Source organism: Martelella sp. K41-7, from assembly GCF_055808365.1.
Window position 1 is genome coordinate 796,984 of the sequence record NZ_CM147867.1, and the last position, 17,125, is coordinate 814,108.

Below are 17,125 nucleotides of genomic sequence, written 5' to 3' on the forward strand. Positions count from 1 at the left end.
TGAACAACACGGAGAACAGAATGAATTTTGAAAACCTGTCGCTTGTCTGGCTGATCGCGATCTTTGCCGGTGCCGGTCTCGTTATCCTCGCATGCGGTGTGAGGATTACCGATATTGCCGACCGCATTGCCGACCGCACAGGCCTCGGCGAGGCGTTGATCGGCGGCTTGCTCCTGGGCGCTGCGACCTCGCTTTCCGGCACAGTGGTGTCGATCACGACCGCATTCGAGGGAAGGGCGTCTCTGAGCTTCTCCAACGCCGTTGGCGGTATTGCCGCGCAGACGGCGTTTCTGGCGCTGGCAGATATGATCTACCGCCGCGTCAATCTGGAACATGCGGCTGCCGATCTCTCCAATCTGTTTCAGGGCGCGCTTCTGGTACTGCTGCTCTCCATTCCGCTGATTGCCTATGTTTCACCCGATATCTCGCTTCTGGCCGTCAGTCCGTTTTCGCTCATTCTGTTCTGTATCTATATCGCCGGTGTTGTCGCCTCCAAACGTGTTCGTGACGATCCGATGTGGCGGCCGGTCGGCACGCGTGAAACCCGCACCGACACGCCGGACGAGGCGCAACAGGATGCCCGCGGAAATGTGACGATTTTTGCCGTTTTCATCGTGCTGATGCTGCTGATGGGGCTTGCGGGCTATGCGATTTCAGGCGTGGCCGGTGTGATGACCGACCGCTACGGACTGTCCGCATCGCTGGTCGGCGCGCTGATGACGGCGGTTTTGACCTCGCTGCCAGAGCTGGTGACCACGCTTGCCGCTGTTCGGCGTGGCGCGCTTCAGCTTGCCGTCGGGGGTATCATTGGCGGTAATACCTTCGATACGCTGTTCCTGACGCTTTCTGATGTTGCCTATCGTGAGGGCTCGCTCTATCAGGCGATCACCAAGGATGATCTGATCTGGCTGTCGGTCGGTCTTTCGGCAACCGCTATCCTGCTGCTCGGCCTGATCGTGCGCCAGAAAGCGGGTCCGGGCCGGATCGGTTTTGAAAGTGCGGGCATTCTGGCGCTTTATGCGGGTGCGGTGGCGTTGACCGTTACATGAGCGATGACGGATTCGCGTGGCCGGCGGTGATCCATATGGCCGCCACCCACGTTGTCCCTTGTATCGACCTCGTCTGCAAACCATCCGGATCATATACCCCGTACCCGACAGGACTTCTCCATGCTGATTGTTCACTATCTCGAAGATTCCCGTGCCCATCGCATTCTCTGGCTGCTTGAAGAGCTCGGCGTCGAATACGAGGTCAGGTCCTACAAGCGCGGCGAAAACATGAGCGCACCGGAAAGCCTCAAAAAAATCCATCCCCTCGGCAAGTCCCCGGTGATTGAGGATGACGGCGTGATCGTCGCCGAAAGTGCCGCAATCGTTGAATATCTGATCGACAAATACGGTGCCGACAGCGGTCTTCGTCCTCAGCCGGGAACCGATGCTGCGCTGCGCTACCGCTACTGGCTGCACTATTCGGAAGGCTCGGCCATGCCGATCCTGGTGATGAAGCTGGTGTTCCAGAAAATCCCGGAGCAGGGGCCGAAGCTTCTACGCCCGCTGCTGAGCGCAATCTCGAAGGCTGTGATGGGCAAGCTTACCGATCCGCAGCTTAAAACCCACGGTGCCTTCTGGGAAAAAGAGCTTCAGCGCGATGGCTGGTTCGCCGGGCCGGATTTTACTGCCGCCGACATCATGATGAGCTTTCCGGTAGAAACCGGGTTTGAGCGCATTCCATTCGACGAGCGCCCGCAGGCGCTTCTAGACTATCTTCTCGCCATCCATGCCCGCCCGGCCTATCGGCAAGCGCTGCAACGCGGTGGCGCCTATCGCTACGGCGGCAACCCGATTTCGTGATGATCTGATCCACCTGGATCGCTCGCATTCCGGCATACCGCAGGGGTATTGCCCATTTGTCGGGAGATGTGCGCGCTTCGTACTGGCAATTGCCTAAAAATCGGGCTAGGGAAACTGGCCGCCGGAGCCCCGCTATTGTCTGGTTCCGGCGTGTCAGCTTCTGGTGAAATCATGTCTGTCACAATGCCTCCTGCGCATGCAGCCGGTCATTCGTGGTTGTCCCATTTCAGGGAAACCTTCGCTCTCGGAATTCCTCTCATCGGTGCGCAGCTCGCCCAGCAGGGCATCAATGCCACCGATATTTTCATTCTTGGACAATTGAGCGCGCTGGATCTCGCGGCTGCTGTCCTTGCAACCCAATATTACTTTACGATCTTCATCTTCGGCATGGGGCTCGCCATTGCGGTGATGCCCATGGTCGCGCAGGCCTATGGCCGCGGCGATGAGGTCGCCGTGCGCCGCTCCATGCGCATGGGCATGTGGGCTTCGATCATTTACAGCGTCTTGTCTCTGCCGTTGTTCTTCTGGGCCGAACCGATCCTTCTGGCGCTCGGTCAGGACCCGGATGTGGCGGCCAGGGCGGCGCAGTATCTTTTTGTCGTCGGCTTCGCGCTGTTCCCGGCGCTGCTGTTCCAGGTCCTGCGTTCGCTGGTGAGCGCAACGGCGCGCGCGCGGGTGGTTCTGTGGGTTTCGGTTCTGACGCTGGTCGTCAATGCCTTGGTTGCGTACGGTCTGGTGCTCGGCGGCTTCGGGATGCCGCAAATCGGCATTCGCGGCGCGGCGATCGCGACCTTTGTCGGTCAGGCATTTGGCTTCCTGTATCTGGTCGCCTATATCGGCCGCGACGCGATGCTTGCCCGTTATGCGCTTTTCGTCCGCTTCTGGAAGCCAGACTGGCAGGCGCTGAGAGAGGTGGTCCTGCTTGGCCTGCCGATCGGGATCTCCGTTCTGGCGGAAGTATCGATGTTCACCGTTTCGTCGGTGCTGATGGGCCAGTTCGGCACTGTGCCGCTGGCCGCCCATGGCATTGCCATCCAGCTGTCCTCGATCACCTTCATGGTGCCGCTGGGCTTGTCCCAGGCGGCCACGGTGCGCGTCGGCGTGTTCCAAGGTGCGGATGACCGGGCCAATGTGACGCGGGCCTCCGCAACGGTCATGGTGGTGGCGATCGGTTTTGCCGTTGCAAGTGGTCTGGCCTTTGCGTTCGCGCCGCGGGCGCTGTCAGCGCTCTTCATCGATGTCAGCCTGCCGGAAGCGGCAGCCGTGATCGCCTATGCCGCGCCTTTGATCGTCATCGCGGCGCTGTTCCAGCTGCTCGATACGGCACAGGTGATCATGAACGGGTTTCTGCGCGGTCTGAAGGATACCCGTATCCCCATGGTGCTGGTGCTGATTGCCTACTGGATCATCGGCCTGCCGCTCGCCTGGCTGCTGGCGTTTCCTTTCGGTCTTGGCGGCATCGGCATCTGGATCGGCTTTCTCTGCGGCCTCGGTGCTGCGGCCGTGATGCTCAGCATACGCTACTGGCGCCTGCTGCAACGCGCATAAAGTCGACAAGGCTGCGCGTTTCGTCTTTCGTTTTGGCCGGAACAGGCGGATACTGACGGGACCGGCGCAGTGCCGGGCCTGTCACCTCGGGGGAGGGAAACATGCGTAACGACATCATATTCGGGGCGATTCTGCCCTGGTTGACCTATCTTCTGGCCAAGCACTTCGACTATTCGACAGTCCACGCGCTTGCGCTGGGCTCGATCTTCCCGATCGCGGTGATTGTTGTGGCCTATGTCCGCAGCAACCGGCTTGCGGCGATTGGCGTCATTACGCTTGCCGCAACCGTGGCTTCGCTGGTGGGCAGCCTCTATTTCGATAGTCCCTATCTGGCGCTGTTGAAGAACTCGCTGATCACCGGCTTTATCGGACTGGTCTTTGCCGGGTCGCTTTTGATGCCGCGCCCGCTGGTCTTCCACTTTGCCACCGAAGGTGATCCAGAGGAGCGTAAGCGCCTGAAACGGCTCTACGCAGCCTCGCCGGATTATCGCGCGCTGATGCGCTTCATGACGCTTGCCTGGGCGGTGGTGCTGATCGGCGAAGCCTGTGTCCGGGCGCTGATCATTCCGCTGATGCCGGTTAGCGTTTTTCTGGTTGTTTCGGAAGTGATGTGGATCGGCGTCTTTGCTCTGATGATGGCTTGGAGCTGGCGCTATGGCGGGCGAAAAGGCACGGCGATTGCCAACGCTGAAGCCGCGCGCGAACAGCACTCCTTTTCACGCCATCCACGCAAAAAAGGGCCGCGACAGGCGACCCCTTGAGACCTTTTGAAAGGCCTTTGCGTTCAGGCGCGCTCCTCCAGAAGCGCTTCCCCCTTGTTCTCGCGCAACAGATTGACGAAGCGGCGGAACAGGTAGTGGCTGTCCTGCGGACCGGGGGAGGCCTCCGGGTGATGCTGAACGGAGAACACCGGCTTGCCGGCAAGTGAGATGCCGCAATTTGAGCCGTCGAACAGCGAGACATGGGTTTCGGTGACACCGTCCGGCAGCGACTCGGAATCAACCGCAAAGCCGTGGTTCATCGAAACGATCTCGACCTTGCCGGTGGTGAAATCCTTGACCGGATGGTTGGCGCCATGGTGGCCCTGATGCATCTTCACGGTCTTGCCGCCCAGTGTCAGCGCCAGTATCTGGTGACCGAGGCAGATGCCGAAGACCGGCAGGCCACTATCAATCAGCGTGCGAATCACCGGCACGGCATACTCGCCGGTTGCCGCCGGGTCGCCCGGGCCGTTGGACAGAAACACGCCATCGGGCGACAATGCCAGAATGTCTTCGGCCGATGTCTTTGCCGGGACGACGGTGACCTTGCAGGAGAGCCCGGCGAACAGGCGCAGGATATTGCGCTTCACACCGTAATCGATGCAGACGACGTGGTATTTTGCGTCGGTTTCGCCGAGTGCGCCATAGCCTTCGTCCCAGACCCAGGGGGTCTCGTTCCATTTGGAAGACTGACCGGAGGTGGCGACGACGGCAAGATCGAGCCCTTCGAGTCCACCCCATGCCTTGGCTTCCGCCTTCAGCGCATCAATGTCGAAATTGCCGTCGGGGTCGTGGGCGATCACGGCGTTGGGTGCGCCATGCTCGCGGATCCAGGCGGTGAGTGCGCGGGTGTCTATGCCGGAAAGACCGATAATGCCGCGGGCCTTGAGCCATGCATCGAGATCGCTGGACGAACGGTAGTTCGACGGCTCGGTGATGTCGGCCTTGAAGATCGTGCCGACCGCGCCGCGGCGTGCTGCTGGCGTCAGGTCTTCGATATCTTCGCTATTGGCGCCGATATTGCCGATATGCGGAAAGGTGAAAGTCACGATCTGTCCGAGATAGGACGGATCGGTGAGGATTTCCTGATAGCCGGTCAGCGCGGTGTTGAAGCAGACTTCCGCCTGCACATGGCCCGTGGCACCGATACCCTTGCCGAAAATCGTCGTGCCGTCGGCCAGCACCAGAACGGCCGTCGGCTTTTCCGTAATCCATGCGGAGGAGGTCGTCATCGTAATCCTTATAATGTTCCTCGACGGCGTCTAGCCGATTGAACAAGGTCTGCGTTGCGCTATATATATCCCGCACGAACGGGGTTCACTCTTTCGGTCCGGTCTGAACCGGGCGACGGAGAGAAGGGCAGACCTTTTTTGATGCGGTCGCGGGAAAATAGTCAAACGCGGCTTGCGGGTCAATTGCTCTCGGTGCAGACTTGTGGCATCTGGTCAAATTATATGTCGAACCCGTTTTTTAATTTGATTGCAGTCCACGATTTCGGTAAACGCCGCCGCCTGTCGACATGTGTCGGCAATGGTTTTGAAAGCTGGCGTTGCCAGGAGTAGGTTCATGTTGCGCGATCAACTCGCCTTTGCACTCAAAGACAGCTCGAAAGCGGACGATCCCGTCCGCTTTTGTACGCTGCGGCTGGTCCAAGCGGCCATCAAGGACCGCGACCTTGCCCACCGCGCAAGCGGCAAAGACCCCGTCAGCGACGATGATATCGGCCAGATTCTTCTGAAAATGCTGAAGCAGCGCAAGGAATCCTCCCGTCTCTACGAGGAGAAGGGACGTCACGATCTGGCCGCGCAGGAGCGCGAGGAAATGGCAGTGATCCGCGAATTCCTGCCGGCGCAATTGCCGGAGGCAAAAATCCGCGAGGTCTGCGCTTCCGTCGTTGAGGAAACCGGTGCGCAGGGGCTTCGCGATATGGGCAAGTGCATTGAGACGCTGAAGGATCGCTATTCTGGCCAGATGGACTTCTCCAAGGCCTCCGGCGTTGTCAAGGAAATGCTGAAATAGCAACCGCGCCCCAAGGCTGTGGATAACTCCGTGGATATGAGGGATAACCCATACCGGCGGAGCTGGAAGTTTGCGGGACACCGTAAGGTGATTGACCTGCAGGCCGGTCGGTTTCAGGCGAAAACGAGGGCTTTATGCGCTTTCCGTCATCATTTCTGGATGAAATTCGCGACCGCGTACCGATTTCGGGCGTCATCGGTCAACGGGTGACGTGGGATCGCAAGAAGACCAATGCCGGGCGCGGCGATTTCTGGGCCTGCTGCCCGTTTCATGGCGAAAAGACCCCGAGCTTTCACTGCGAGGACCGCAAGGGCCGCTATCATTGTTTCGGCTGCGGGGTTTCCGGCGATCATTTCCGGTTTCTGACCGACCTTGACGGCATGAGTTTTCCCGAGGCAGTGCAACGGATTGCCGACATGGCCGGCGTACCGATGCCGGCGATCGATCCGCAGGCTGAAAAGCGCGAGGAGAAGCGTCGCACCCTGATTGACGTGATGGAACTGGCGGCCGGCTTCTTTCGGGACCGGTTGCAGGCCAGCGAAGGCGCAAAGGCCAGGGCCTATTTGCGCGAAAGAGGCCTTTCCGCCCGCACCATAGACACCTTCCAGCTTGGCTATGCGCCGGAAAGTCGCAATGCGCTGAAAGAATTTCTGGCCTCCAAGGGTGTTGAAAAACACGAGATCGAGGCCTGTGGCCTGGTCGTTCACGGTCCCGAAATCGCTGTCTCCTATGATCGCTTCCGCGACCGGATCATGTTTCCGATCCTGTCATCGCGCGAAAAGGTGATCGCTTTCGGGGGTCGCGCCATGCGCCCGGACGCGCTGGCGAAATATCTGAATTCCAACGAGACCGAGCTGTTCCACAAGGGCAATGTGCTGTTCAATTTCGCCCGTGCCCGCCGGGCGCTTTCCGGCGCAGATGGCGCGGGCACGGTGATTGCCGTTGAAGGCTATATGGATGTCATAGCGCTACATCAGGCTGGCGTTGAAAACGCGGTGGCGCCGCTGGGCACTGCGATGACCGAAAACCAGCTTCAGCTTCTCTGGCGCATGACCAGCGAGCCGGTGCTCTGCTTTGACGGCGACGGCGCGGGGCAGCGTGCTGCCGAAAGAGCGGCGGGTGTGGCCTTGCCGCTGCTGAAGCCGGGCCATTCACTGAAGTTTGCCTATATGCCGGAGGGCAAGGATCCCGATGACCTCGTGCGCGATGGCGGGCGTCAGGCCTTTGACCAGATCCTGCGTCAGGCAAGACCGCTTGCCGATACGGTATTCGAGCGCGAGGCGGGCAGCGAAGAGAGCACAACGCCCGAACGAAGGGCGGCCATCGAGGCCAGGATCAATCAGCTGGTGCAAACCATCGGCGATGAGAATGTGCGTCGCCACTACCAGCAGGATTTCCGCAATCGCCTGTATCAGCACTTTCGCGGGGGGCAGCCCCGGGGAGGGCGGAATTTCACCCCAAAAAAGGGTCAGGGCAAGGGCTACGGTGCGCCGCAGGCCGGCGGCTTTTCGGCCTCCGAGCGCCTCTCGCGTTCGCCGCTTGCTAGCTTCCGTCCGGCAGGCGCCTCGCTGTCATTTCGTGAGTGTCAGCTTGTCTTTTTTCTTCTGACCCATCCTGAACTGGCACGTGAAGATTTCGACAGCATCGCCACGCTTTCGTTTGATCTCGTCCGAAATGCGGGCGTTCTGGCCGGTTTTTCTTGCCGAGGCATCGCGGCCTGACGCCGGACGGGAGCGGCTTCGGCAAAAGCTTGATGATGCCGGGTTCGCGCCACTGATCAAGCAGTTGCAGGGGCATGTCAGCCGCAATGTCAGCTGGATTGCCGGTCCTGACACCGCCCTTGAGGATGTGCGGGAGATGTTTCATCAGGCGCTTTCCCTGCATAACCGGGCCCGCTCGCTTGCCCGTCAGAAGGGCGAAATTGAGCGCGAGATCGGTGAGGCGACGGAAGCGGGTAATCTGGCGCTGCTTGATGAACTGATGCCCGCGCTTGTTTCTGTCCAGAACGAAATTAGCCGGATCGACAATCAGGAAGCGGAAATCGAGGGTTTCGGGCTGATGTCAGGGCGCGGCGGGCGCTCCGGCGCCTCGAGCTAGCGATCAGCGTCCAGCAGAGCGTGCTGGTTTCGGAATGATATAGGTGACCGGTACTTGTATTTCTTTGAGTTCGTTCTAAATGTAGTCTCGCGGACCGTCAGGAAGGCTGCATCGGTTCGGACATCTACTGAAGCGTCGCGCGGGTGGCTTTTAAGGCGCATTTGCGATATGAAATCGCGCGATACCCTATTTGGCGCTTGACGGATGGCGAAAATCTGGGAATCACCAGTTTGAATGGCACAACGCAGCGAAATTTCATGATCTGGACAGTGTTCACCCGGGGTGACTGGCTCCGCGGCGGTGAATTCTGTCCTCTTCATGGTTAAAATTTTGAGGCCGGCTGGAATGACCCCCTAAAGGGTCTTTAATCATTTGCCGGTATTGCCGCTGTGGAATTACGGCAGAAGCGTCAAGGAAACAAAATCTATGGCAACAAAAGTCAAGGAAAACGAAGAAGCCGAAACCGAACGCGAAGGCGGAACCGACGGCCCTCTTCTGGACCTTTCCGATGATGCCGTCAAGAAGATGATCAAGGCCGCCAAGAAGCGCGGCTTTGTGACCATGGACGAGCTGAATTCCGTTCTGCCTTCCTCCGAAGTGACCTCCGAACAAATCGAGGACACGATGGCAATGCTGTCCGATATGGGCATCAATGTTATCGAGGACGAGGAAGAAGCCGAAAGCGATAGCGGTAGCGGTAGCGGTAGCAATTCCGACGACGACAGCAATTCCGAAAGCGACAGCACGGAAGTGGCGACGTCGACCGGCACGGCTGTTGCGGCGACCAAGAAGAAAGAACCGACCGACCGGACCGACGATCCGGTGCGCATGTATCTGCGTGAAATGGGTTCGGTCGAGCTTCTGTCGCGTGAGGGTGAGATCGCAATCGCCAAGCGGATCGAGTCCGGCCGCGAGACCATGATCGCCGGTCTGTGTGAAAGCCCACTGACCTTCCAGGCGCTGATCATCTGGCGTGACGAGCTGAATGAAGGCACCACGCTTTTGCGTGAGATCATCGATTTGGAGACCACCTATTCCGGTCCCGAGGCCAAGGCTGCGCCTCAGTTCCAGAGCCCGGAAAAGATCGAGGCCGACCGCAAGAAGGCCGAGGAAAAGGAGAACGCCCGCAAGAAACGTTCGGACGATGTGACCGATGTTGGCGGCGAGGGTGTTCAATCGGACGAAGAGGACGAGGAAGACGACGAATCCAACCTGTCGCTGGCCGCCATGGAAGCGGAGCTGCGCCCGCAGGTGATGGAGACGCTCGACCTGATCGCCGAGACCTATGTGAAGCTCAGAAAGCTGCAGGACCAGCAGGTGGAAGCCCGTCTGGCCGCCACTGGAACGCTGACCAATGCCCAGGAGCGCCGCTACAAGGAATTGAAGGAAGGTCTGATCGGGGCAGTCAAGTCGCTGTCGCTCAACCAGAACCGTATCGACCTGCTTGTCGAACAGCTTTATGACATCAACAAGCGTCTCGTCGAGAATGAAGGCAAGTTGTTGCGCAAGGCGACCCATCGCGGCGTCTCGCGGGATGAATTCCTGCAGCATTATCATGGCGCCGAGCTTGATCCCAACTGGATGAAGTCGATCGGCAATCTGTCCGGCAAGGGCTGGAAGGATTTCGCCAGCCAGGACGGTGCCGATATCAAGGTGCTGCGCAGCGAGATCCAGAGCCTTGCGACCGAAACCGGCATCTCGATTGCCGAATTCCGTCGCATCGTCCACATGGTCAAGAAGGGCGAGCGCGAAGCCCGGATCGCCAAGAAGGAAATGGTCGAGGCCAATCTGCGTCTGGTGATTTCGATTGCCAAGAAATACACCAATCGCGGTCTGCAGTTCCTCGACCTTATTCAGGAAGGCAATATCGGCCTGATGAAGGCGGTCGACAAGTTTGAATACCGCCGCGGCTACAAGTTCTCGACCTATGCGACATGGTGGATCCGGCAGGCGATCACGCGTTCGATCGCCGACCAAGCCCGTACCATCCGTATTCCGGTGCACATGATCGAGACGATCAACAAGATCGTCCGGACATCGCGCCAGATGCTGCATGAGATCGGCCGCGAACCGACGCCGGAGGAGCTTTCAGAAAAGCTTTCCATGCCGCTCGAGAAGGTGCGTAAAGTGCTGAAGATTGCCAAGGAGCCGATCTCGCTCGAAACCCCTGTGGGCGACGAGGAAGATTCGCATCTCGGCGACTTCATCGAGGACAAGAACGCACTTCTGCCGATCGATGCCGCCATTCAGGCGAACCTGCGCGAGACCACGACCCGTGTTCTGGCCTCGCTCACCCCGCGTGAAGAACGTGTTCTGCGCATGCGCTTCGGCATCGGCATGAACACCGACCACACGTTGGAAGAAGTCGGCCAGCAGTTCTCGGTCACCCGCGAACGTATCCGCCAGATCGAAGCCAAGGCGCTTCGCAAGCTGAAGCATCCGAGCCGCTCACGGAAGCTCAGAAGCTTCCTGGATAGCTGATTAGCCAAGAAAATGCGAAATCTAGAAAACCCGGTCGCAAGGCCGGGTTTTTTGTGCCGTTGCGGGCAGAAATGAAACAGTTCCGCTTCGAAGCCTGGCGACAAAAGCAAAGCTCGAAAATCACCTTGCTTCGACGCTGCAGCAGCTGGTGTTTGCCACGCCTTGCAAAAAACACTAAAGCCCAGGCGCCACGCAAGAAGCGCCAGGGCGCGCTCGGGAAAGGCTGACGGTGAGGAACCATCAGCCGTGCTTCCGGCGAAAAGCTCCGGAGAACTATTCCGTGATCTGAAGGTTGACCGCTTTCGGCCCCTTGCCACGCCGGTCGGGCTCGGTGTCAAAGCTGACTTTCTGGTTTTCCGCCAGCTCGGTCAGGCCGGAGGCCTGCACGGCGGAGATGTGGACAAAAATGTCCGCGCTGCCATTGTCCGGCTTGATAAAGCCGTAACCCTTATCTGTATTGAAAAATTTAACGGTGCCAGTTTCGGCCATACTTCAAGGTCCTTTTCTTACCGCCCCGCTTGCACAAAATGGGCGGATATTCCGATGCTCGTTTGCCCTTATGGACAGCGCAGGCGTTTCTCGAATTTTTAAGGAAAGGAACCTTTTTTACCGCAGTCTTCGGATGGCCTGGACACGTTTACAGGCCAAATCCTTCAAGGACCGCCCGGAAAGTTAGCGTTTCCGGCGCGCATGAGATTATATGGTCTTCCCGTGCTCGCAAAATGCCCGAACAATGGCAGGATGCTGCGTTTACACAGTTTTGGCAAGCGAAACTTTGAAGAACGGTGGTGCGTCGGTTCGATAGGCGACCATATCCTGTATTTGTCGGCACTTGTCATCCAGAAGACAAGAACAGCGCAGAGGGATATACTGCTCTCACTTGCAGCCGTTGCTGGCGGGCGCGTTCGCTGCGTCGTGCCGACGCAGGTTTGAGGCATCTGTGATGGCTATCGGCCCTAGCTTTTTGTCTTGAAGCTGGTGTAGGAGCATGGATACCGATGAAGCCTCGTTCAAAGAGTGCACGCCGGTGGTGCGCAATTGCCATGTCTGAACATTCCGGGAGATGCCGATGCGTCGACACATGTCAATTCCGATGGCCGCGTCAGCCATGCTTGCGCTCGGCCTGTCCTGTTCTGCCGCCGGTGCTTTCGAATACCGTCAGATCGACGGTTGGGCCGTCAGTTGCAACAATGCCTATGTCTGCACAATCTCGCTCAATCCGCCTGCCGGAGAGGGCCAGAGCACGGAACTGGCCGCTATTCAGTGGCACCGGGATGCAGCGCCATCGGCCCCGCTGACGCTCAGCCTGCCCTATCCTCCCGGCTTTTATCAGCAGGGTGATTCCAAAGGCGTGTTTCAGATTGGTGTCGATGGTAGCCCGGTTTTTTCGGTACCGGTGAGCGATCTCTCGAAGGATGACGCGGTTGGCACCTTTGGCGTCAACGCCCCCGGTGCGCTGAATTCATTGTTCGAAAAAATGGTGGTGGGGACGTCGGCAAGCGTCAGCTATTCAGGCGGGCTCGGTAAGTTTTCCGCGACGATAAGTATGGCCGGACTGTTGGAAGGTGCCCGTTTCGTGGATGACTTGCAGGGGCGTGCAGGACGGGTCGATGCGCTGGTCGAAGCTGGCGATGCGCCCGCGCCGGAGCGCGTCAATGTCTGGTCGATCGAGCGCTATGATCAGCTTCCACCGTCTATATTGCGGAATCTGGGTGATACGGAAAGCGGTTGCTACACCGACGAAACCCATCTCGATCAGGCCGATGCCTTCGGTTTTGATGCCGGTTCGAGCACCATTATCCTGCTCCCGTGTGGCCCTGCCGGGGCCTATAATCAGCCTTATCAGCTTTATGTCGGAAAGGAACAGGCGTTCCACCGCGCGGCGTTTCCCAATGTCAGTGAGGCGGGGATCACCGTTCTGGATACGGTTTACAATGTGAATTTCGACCTCAGAAACAGAAAGCTGTCCTCGGTCTATCTGGGGCGCGGGCTTGGCGACTGCGGTCTCGCGCATTACTGGAGCCTCGACGAGAATGCTTCCGGGAATCCGCTGGTTCTGACCCATGAACGTTCCAAGAGCGCCTGCGACGGCAATGATGTCGGCGCACACAACTGGCCCGTCACCTGGAAGTCTGCGGTTGGCCGGTTTGCCGAAGCCGGCGCGCTACAGACTAAATAAGCGTCCGGCTCTAAGAGGGGCGGTAGACCCGCAGCAATTGCCCGTTCGCCTCGTCGGTGACGATCAGCAATGCGCCATCGGGCGCCACCTTGATGTCACGCAGCCGTCCAAATTCATCCTCCAACAACCGGGTTTCGGCTGTCGGGGTGCCGTCCGCGTCGCGGGCGACATGCGCGAGCAGCTGATCCTTGAGTGCGGCGATCAGAAAGTCGCCGTCCCATTCGGGAAACATCTCACCGCGATAGACCGCGATGGCCCCGGGCGCGATCGACGGATCCCAATAATAGAGCGGTTGTTCTAGCCCTTCGGCATGGGTGCCCCTACCGATCTCTGCGCCGGAATAGTGCGTGCCGTAAGAGATCTCGGGCCAGCCATAGTTTTCGCCGGCTTCGGGCGTGTTGATTTCGTCGCCGCCGCGCGCACCGTGCTCTACGGTGTAGAGAATACCGGTCCGGGGATCGATAGTGAGGCCTTGCGGGTTACGGTGGCCGATCGACCAGAGTGCCGGCAGGGCGTCCGTGTTGCCGACGAACGGATTGTCGGCCGGCACACTGCCATCGGCGTGAATGCGCAGGATCGAGCCGGCATGGTCATCCTTGTTCTGCGCACGTACACCTTCGCCTCGGTCTCCGATGCCGAAGAACAGATGGCCGGTATCGTCGATGGCGATTCGGGAGCCGAAATGGCGGGTTGTGCCGGAAAACCGGTTCATCGAGAAGATTTGCGCTACCGAATCGAGGTGAAGGGCCTCCCGGTCGAGTTCTGCGCGGAAGACGGCTGTGCCCTGCCCATTTTTGCCAGAGATCGAAGCGGTGAAATAGATTGTCCGGTTTGTTTCAAAATCGGGATCGAGCGACAGATCGAGCAGCCCGCCCTGACCCCCAACATAAAATTCCGGAAGGCCGGCAATCTCGCGGACGGTCCCGTCGGCGCTGATCAGGTTCAGGCGCCCGGGGCGCTCGCTCACGAGGTAGGCGCCATCGGCGAGAGGTTCGACGGACCAGGGGTGCGACAGTCCGGATGCGATCTCTTCGACGGCAAGCGGTGGTGTCTGGGCGCTGACGGAAAAGGCGGGTAGCAATATCCAGAGTGCGGCTGCTGCAGAGGTCAGAGCGGGCTGGGTCTTGAAGGGGGAGAATCTCAACAGTGCGCTCCTCAGGCGTTGGCGTCATCATTGCCGTCGGAATCTGAACTAGGCGGATGCTGACCGACGGCAAGGCGCAGCAACCACACAAGTCCGTGAGCCCGCTCTGCGAGCGCGTTTGAGCAGGCTGACGGCGCGGTCCCGATCATCTTCAAACTGGTTTCATGTTCCTGACGTTAGTTCGCGTTCGGTGCGGCCTTTGACTGCGCCAAAAGTGGCACGAGCGGGTTTCTCGGTGCCAATTCTTAAGGCGAACCACAAAAAAGCTCTTGGGATCATAGCGGTGTGCTCGCTGTCAATTGGATCCAGCTTGAGCGCCGTCTAGGGCGCGACATCTGTTACCACATGCGCATCAATCAGTTCAGGTAATTCCGGATACCACATGTCTGAAGGCATGCTGTCGAACATCATGTCGAGGAACCAGACAGCAACCCCAGCCTGAAGGAAGATCGCGCGGTCTCGGTCTTGTTCGCGCAAGGGGTCTGCATTCAGGACGGCATAGTCGGCCTCAATCCGGTATTGGTGGAACCCGAGCCTGCCGCCAGACGACAATTGTCGTTTTATCCCGCCGATGAAAACAGTCGTGCAAGACGAACTGCATTCAGACGTGACCAATGTGTTCAGACCATTCTGCCTGATAGTATTGGACAACCCTCTGGCTTGGTAGATATTGCCGCCGGTGCTGGCCAGAATGATCTGTTTTACATCCGGATACGCTTTGAGTTGGCGTTTGAGATGGCTGGTAATTCCAAGCTCCAACGAACCGTTCAGGGTCAATGACCGTCCGTCAGATGTCGGTTCGATGCTGTATTTTTTTGCGCGTTCAGCTTCAATCTCAGATTGACGTATTGAGCTATCCGGAGCGGGAAGTGTCATATGCCAAGCATCAATCGCATAGGTCATGACCCAAAAAAAGGCCAATACCAGGACCATCTGAGTTCCCCAGACTGGGGCCATATATCCGGTGATGCGACCATAGAGCTCTGCAGCGCGAATGACTCCAACGGCCTGCCAGACGAATAAAATTCCATAAAAAAACAAAGCTAAAAGCAGGACTAATACCTGAGTTTCATGGAAATCCTGCCCCTTGCCTGGGCGGAGCCATTCCTGCAACAGCAACACTAAAACGCGAATTAAGACAAGATTGATCCAGAACGACCATGCAAGTCCATGCTCGCCGCGCCAATGCCCGATCAGGTATCGTCTGACTGTTTGGATCAGCATGCCCCCCTGCCATACTCCATTGTCTTTAGCCGGAACGATATACTGCGTTCGTTTGTTGCGTCTATCCCGAGCGGGAACAAATGACGGTCAACAAAAGGCCCCACCCTTTAGCACTACTTTTACAGAAGCGCTGAAGCACAAATCGTGTCTCATTCAACTCCTTTTCGGTCAGGCTCTAAGAGCCGGATTCAAAAGTTCATGATGGGAAACAATATCGTGCGAGGCGTCTGGTCATCACCCTGATGCTGGCGATGTTGACCCATGCTGTGGCGCTTGCGATGGACTTTTCCCAATCTTTGGCCAACCGACGGCATCGTCCGAACCAGCCGAAGGTGCGCTCCACCACCCATCGGCGGGGCAGAACCTCAAAGCCTTTCGCTATGTCGGAGCGCTTGATGATTTCAAGGTTCCATTGGCCGCATCCGCGCAGCGCTTTTCGCAACTTCTGCCCGGCATAGCCGCCATCTGCGAAGACATGGCGCAACCAGGGGAAACGGTAGCGGATGGCTTTCAGGACATCGGGCGCACCGTCGCGGTCCTGGATATCGGCAGCATGGACAAGCACGAACAGCATCAGCCCGATCGTATCGGTGATGATGTGGCGCTTGCGGCCCTTGATCTTCTTGCCGGCGTCGTAGCCCGAAACCCCGCCGCTTTCGGTGGTCTTGACACTCTGGCTGTCGATGACACCGGCTGTGGGCGAGGCCTCGCGCCCCTCCAGTTCGCGCGTAGCGCAGACGAGCAGATGATTGATGGTCTGCCAAAGGCCGATGTCGCGCCAGCCATAGAAATAGCCTCGCACCGTGGAGACCGGAGGGAAGTCCTTCGGCAGAGCCCGCCATTGACTGCCGCTGCCCGCAATATAAAGGATCGCGTTCACCACTTCCCTCATATTCGTTTTCCGTGGCCGCCCGCCGGGCTTGGCCAGCGGTATCAGTGGAGCAATTACAGCCCACTCACGGTCCGTCAAATCGGTTGGATAGCGAAGGCGATCCCGGTTATGCTGCAGGCGGGTGATATCATTCCAGGGCATGCGATCCTCCACGTTCTTGGCAGAGGTGGTTGAATCACATCCTTCTGATATCACTCAACTCCTTTTCGGTCAGGCTCTAAATGACCGGGTTGGTGTTGGGCGACCTGTTGTGGTGGTCCATGACGAACAGGTTTGATCTGACCGTTCGAGATGTATTGCGTTTCTGCATCCTGGCTGCTTCCCGTTCAGTGAAGTCTTCTTCGAATCGCCAGAAAGGGGACGTCAGACTTTTGTTTCATTGCTTCCGCGGTGTCGCGTCCACGTCGCATGGATTTGCTGACACTCACCGTATTGCGATGAAATCATAGGGAACTCAGATGCAACACGGATTTGAAGTGAAGCGGTGCTGAAGGTATTATTTGAATGGCGCGCCCGACAGGATTCGAACCTGTGACCTTTGGAATCGGAATCCAACACTCTATCCAGCTGAGCTACGGGCGCCCGTCGCAGTCCGGTTTAAGTCGGCTGCGTTGCGGGGTTGTTTAGCGCAGCTTGCCGCGCGCATCAATCGCAAAAACAAACGGGCATTCGAAAAAGCGCACTGCCTCGGCTGCGGGGAGGCTGTTCACCTGGTCCGTGTGCACCAGTGGCTCTAGACCAAAGTATAAGTAAGTTAAAGCTAACTAAATCGGGCGTTTCGGGAAAATATAACTTTGCCATGCTGTTACCGGTCGGTCGCTGCAACATATAGCAGAATTGGTATATCTGCTTCGGCGTTCTCAATTTGACACTTCAGGTCGGTTCTACCACCCTCCAATTGCGATCTGCTCCTTGCAATCGTCTCATCTT

Annotated in this window: 12 protein-coding genes, 1 tRNA gene and 1 pseudogene; 8 read left to right on the plus strand and 6 right to left on the minus strand. The window is 58.2% G+C overall.

Annotated elements, in window-relative coordinates; all coding sequences use genetic code 11:
* The first annotated feature begins 20 nt into the window (after positions 1-20).
* The 4 genes from AC0L7L_RS03725 (at position 21) to AC0L7L_RS03740 (ending at position 4,159) form a co-directional block, all read left to right on the plus strand.
* The gene (locus AC0L7L_RS03725; RefSeq protein ID WP_272210373.1) at positions 21-1,049 is read left to right on the plus strand and encodes a sodium:calcium antiporter; all 1,029 of its coding nucleotides are present in this window, start codon (positions 21-23) and stop codon (positions 1,047-1,049) included.
* Between the two features lie 120 nt (positions 1,050-1,169).
* Complete coding sequence (locus AC0L7L_RS03730) at positions 1,170-1,850, plus strand: glutathione S-transferase (RefSeq protein ID WP_473512059.1); 681 nt, start codon at positions 1,170-1,172, stop codon at positions 1,848-1,850.
* A 171-nt stretch (positions 1,851-2,021) separates the two neighbouring features.
* The gene (locus AC0L7L_RS03735) at positions 2,022-3,398 is read left to right on the plus strand and encodes an MATE family efflux transporter (RefSeq protein WP_473512063.1); all 1,377 of its coding nucleotides are present in this window, start codon (positions 2,022-2,024) and stop codon (positions 3,396-3,398) included.
* A gap of 101 nt (positions 3,399-3,499) precedes the next feature.
* Positions 3,500-4,159, plus strand: coding sequence for a VC0807 family protein (locus AC0L7L_RS03740; protein WP_473512066.1), 660 nt, complete (start codon positions 3,500-3,502; stop codon positions 4,157-4,159).
* Positions 4,160-4,182: 23 nt separating this feature from the next.
* On the opposite strand, the gene carA is transcribed toward AC0L7L_RS03740, so the two are convergent.
* The gene (gene carA / locus AC0L7L_RS03745; RefSeq protein WP_473512069.1) at positions 4,183-5,391 is read right to left on the minus strand and encodes a glutamine-hydrolyzing carbamoyl-phosphate synthase small subunit; all 1,209 of its coding nucleotides are present in this window, start codon (positions 5,389-5,391) and stop codon (positions 4,183-4,185) included.
* Between the two features lie 334 nt (positions 5,392-5,725).
* On the opposite strand from carA, the gene AC0L7L_RS03750 reads away from it, so the two are divergent.
* The 3 genes and pseudogenes from AC0L7L_RS03750 (at position 5,726) to rpoD (ending at position 10,756) form a co-directional block, all read left to right on the plus strand.
* Positions 5,726-6,178 (plus strand): GatB/YqeY domain-containing protein, encoded by a 453-nt coding sequence (locus AC0L7L_RS03750; protein ID WP_473512072.1) that lies wholly within the window; start codon positions 5,726-5,728, stop codon positions 6,176-6,178.
* A gap of 134 nt (positions 6,179-6,312) precedes the next feature.
* Positions 6,313-8,275, plus strand: a pseudogene (gene dnaG, locus AC0L7L_RS03755) (DNA primase).
* 426 nt (positions 8,276-8,701) lie between these two features.
* A complete protein-coding gene (gene rpoD / locus AC0L7L_RS03760) occupies positions 8,702-10,756 on the plus strand; it encodes an RNA polymerase sigma factor RpoD (protein WP_473512076.1) in 2,055 nt (684 codons plus the stop codon).
* 273 nt (positions 10,757-11,029) lie between these two features.
* On the opposite strand, the gene AC0L7L_RS03765 is transcribed toward rpoD, so the two are convergent.
* The gene (locus AC0L7L_RS03765; protein ID WP_272210380.1) at positions 11,030-11,245 is read right to left on the minus strand and encodes a cold-shock protein; all 216 of its coding nucleotides are present in this window, start codon (positions 11,243-11,245) and stop codon (positions 11,030-11,032) included.
* A gap of 580 nt (positions 11,246-11,825) precedes the next feature.
* Here AC0L7L_RS03765 and AC0L7L_RS03770 point away from each other — a divergent pair.
* Entirely contained in the window at positions 11,826-12,935 is a 1,110-nt protein-coding gene (locus AC0L7L_RS03770) for a DUF1176 domain-containing protein (protein WP_473512080.1), read from the plus strand.
* A 10-nt stretch (positions 12,936-12,945) separates the two neighbouring features.
* On the opposite strand, the gene AC0L7L_RS03775 is transcribed toward AC0L7L_RS03770, so the two are convergent.
* The 4 genes from AC0L7L_RS03775 to AC0L7L_RS03790 all read right to left on the minus strand — a co-directional run bounded on the left by AC0L7L_RS03775 (position 12,946) and on the right by AC0L7L_RS03790 (position 16,777).
* Positions 12,946-14,082, minus strand: coding sequence for a PQQ-dependent sugar dehydrogenase (locus tag AC0L7L_RS03775; RefSeq protein WP_473513762.1), 1,137 nt, complete (start codon positions 14,080-14,082; stop codon positions 12,946-12,948).
* A gap of 318 nt (positions 14,083-14,400) precedes the next feature.
* Positions 14,401-15,303, minus strand: coding sequence for a hypothetical protein (locus tag AC0L7L_RS03780; RefSeq protein ID WP_473512083.1), 903 nt, complete (start codon positions 15,301-15,303; stop codon positions 14,401-14,403).
* A gap of 196 nt (positions 15,304-15,499) precedes the next feature.
* Positions 15,500-16,336, minus strand: coding sequence for an IS5 family transposase (locus tag AC0L7L_RS03785; RefSeq protein ID WP_272210312.1), 837 nt, complete (start codon positions 16,334-16,336; stop codon positions 15,500-15,502).
* 364 nt (positions 16,337-16,700) lie between these two features.
* Positions 16,701-16,777: transfer RNA gene (locus tag AC0L7L_RS03790), tRNA-Arg, on the minus strand.
* Positions 16,778-17,125: the final 348 nt, after the last annotated feature.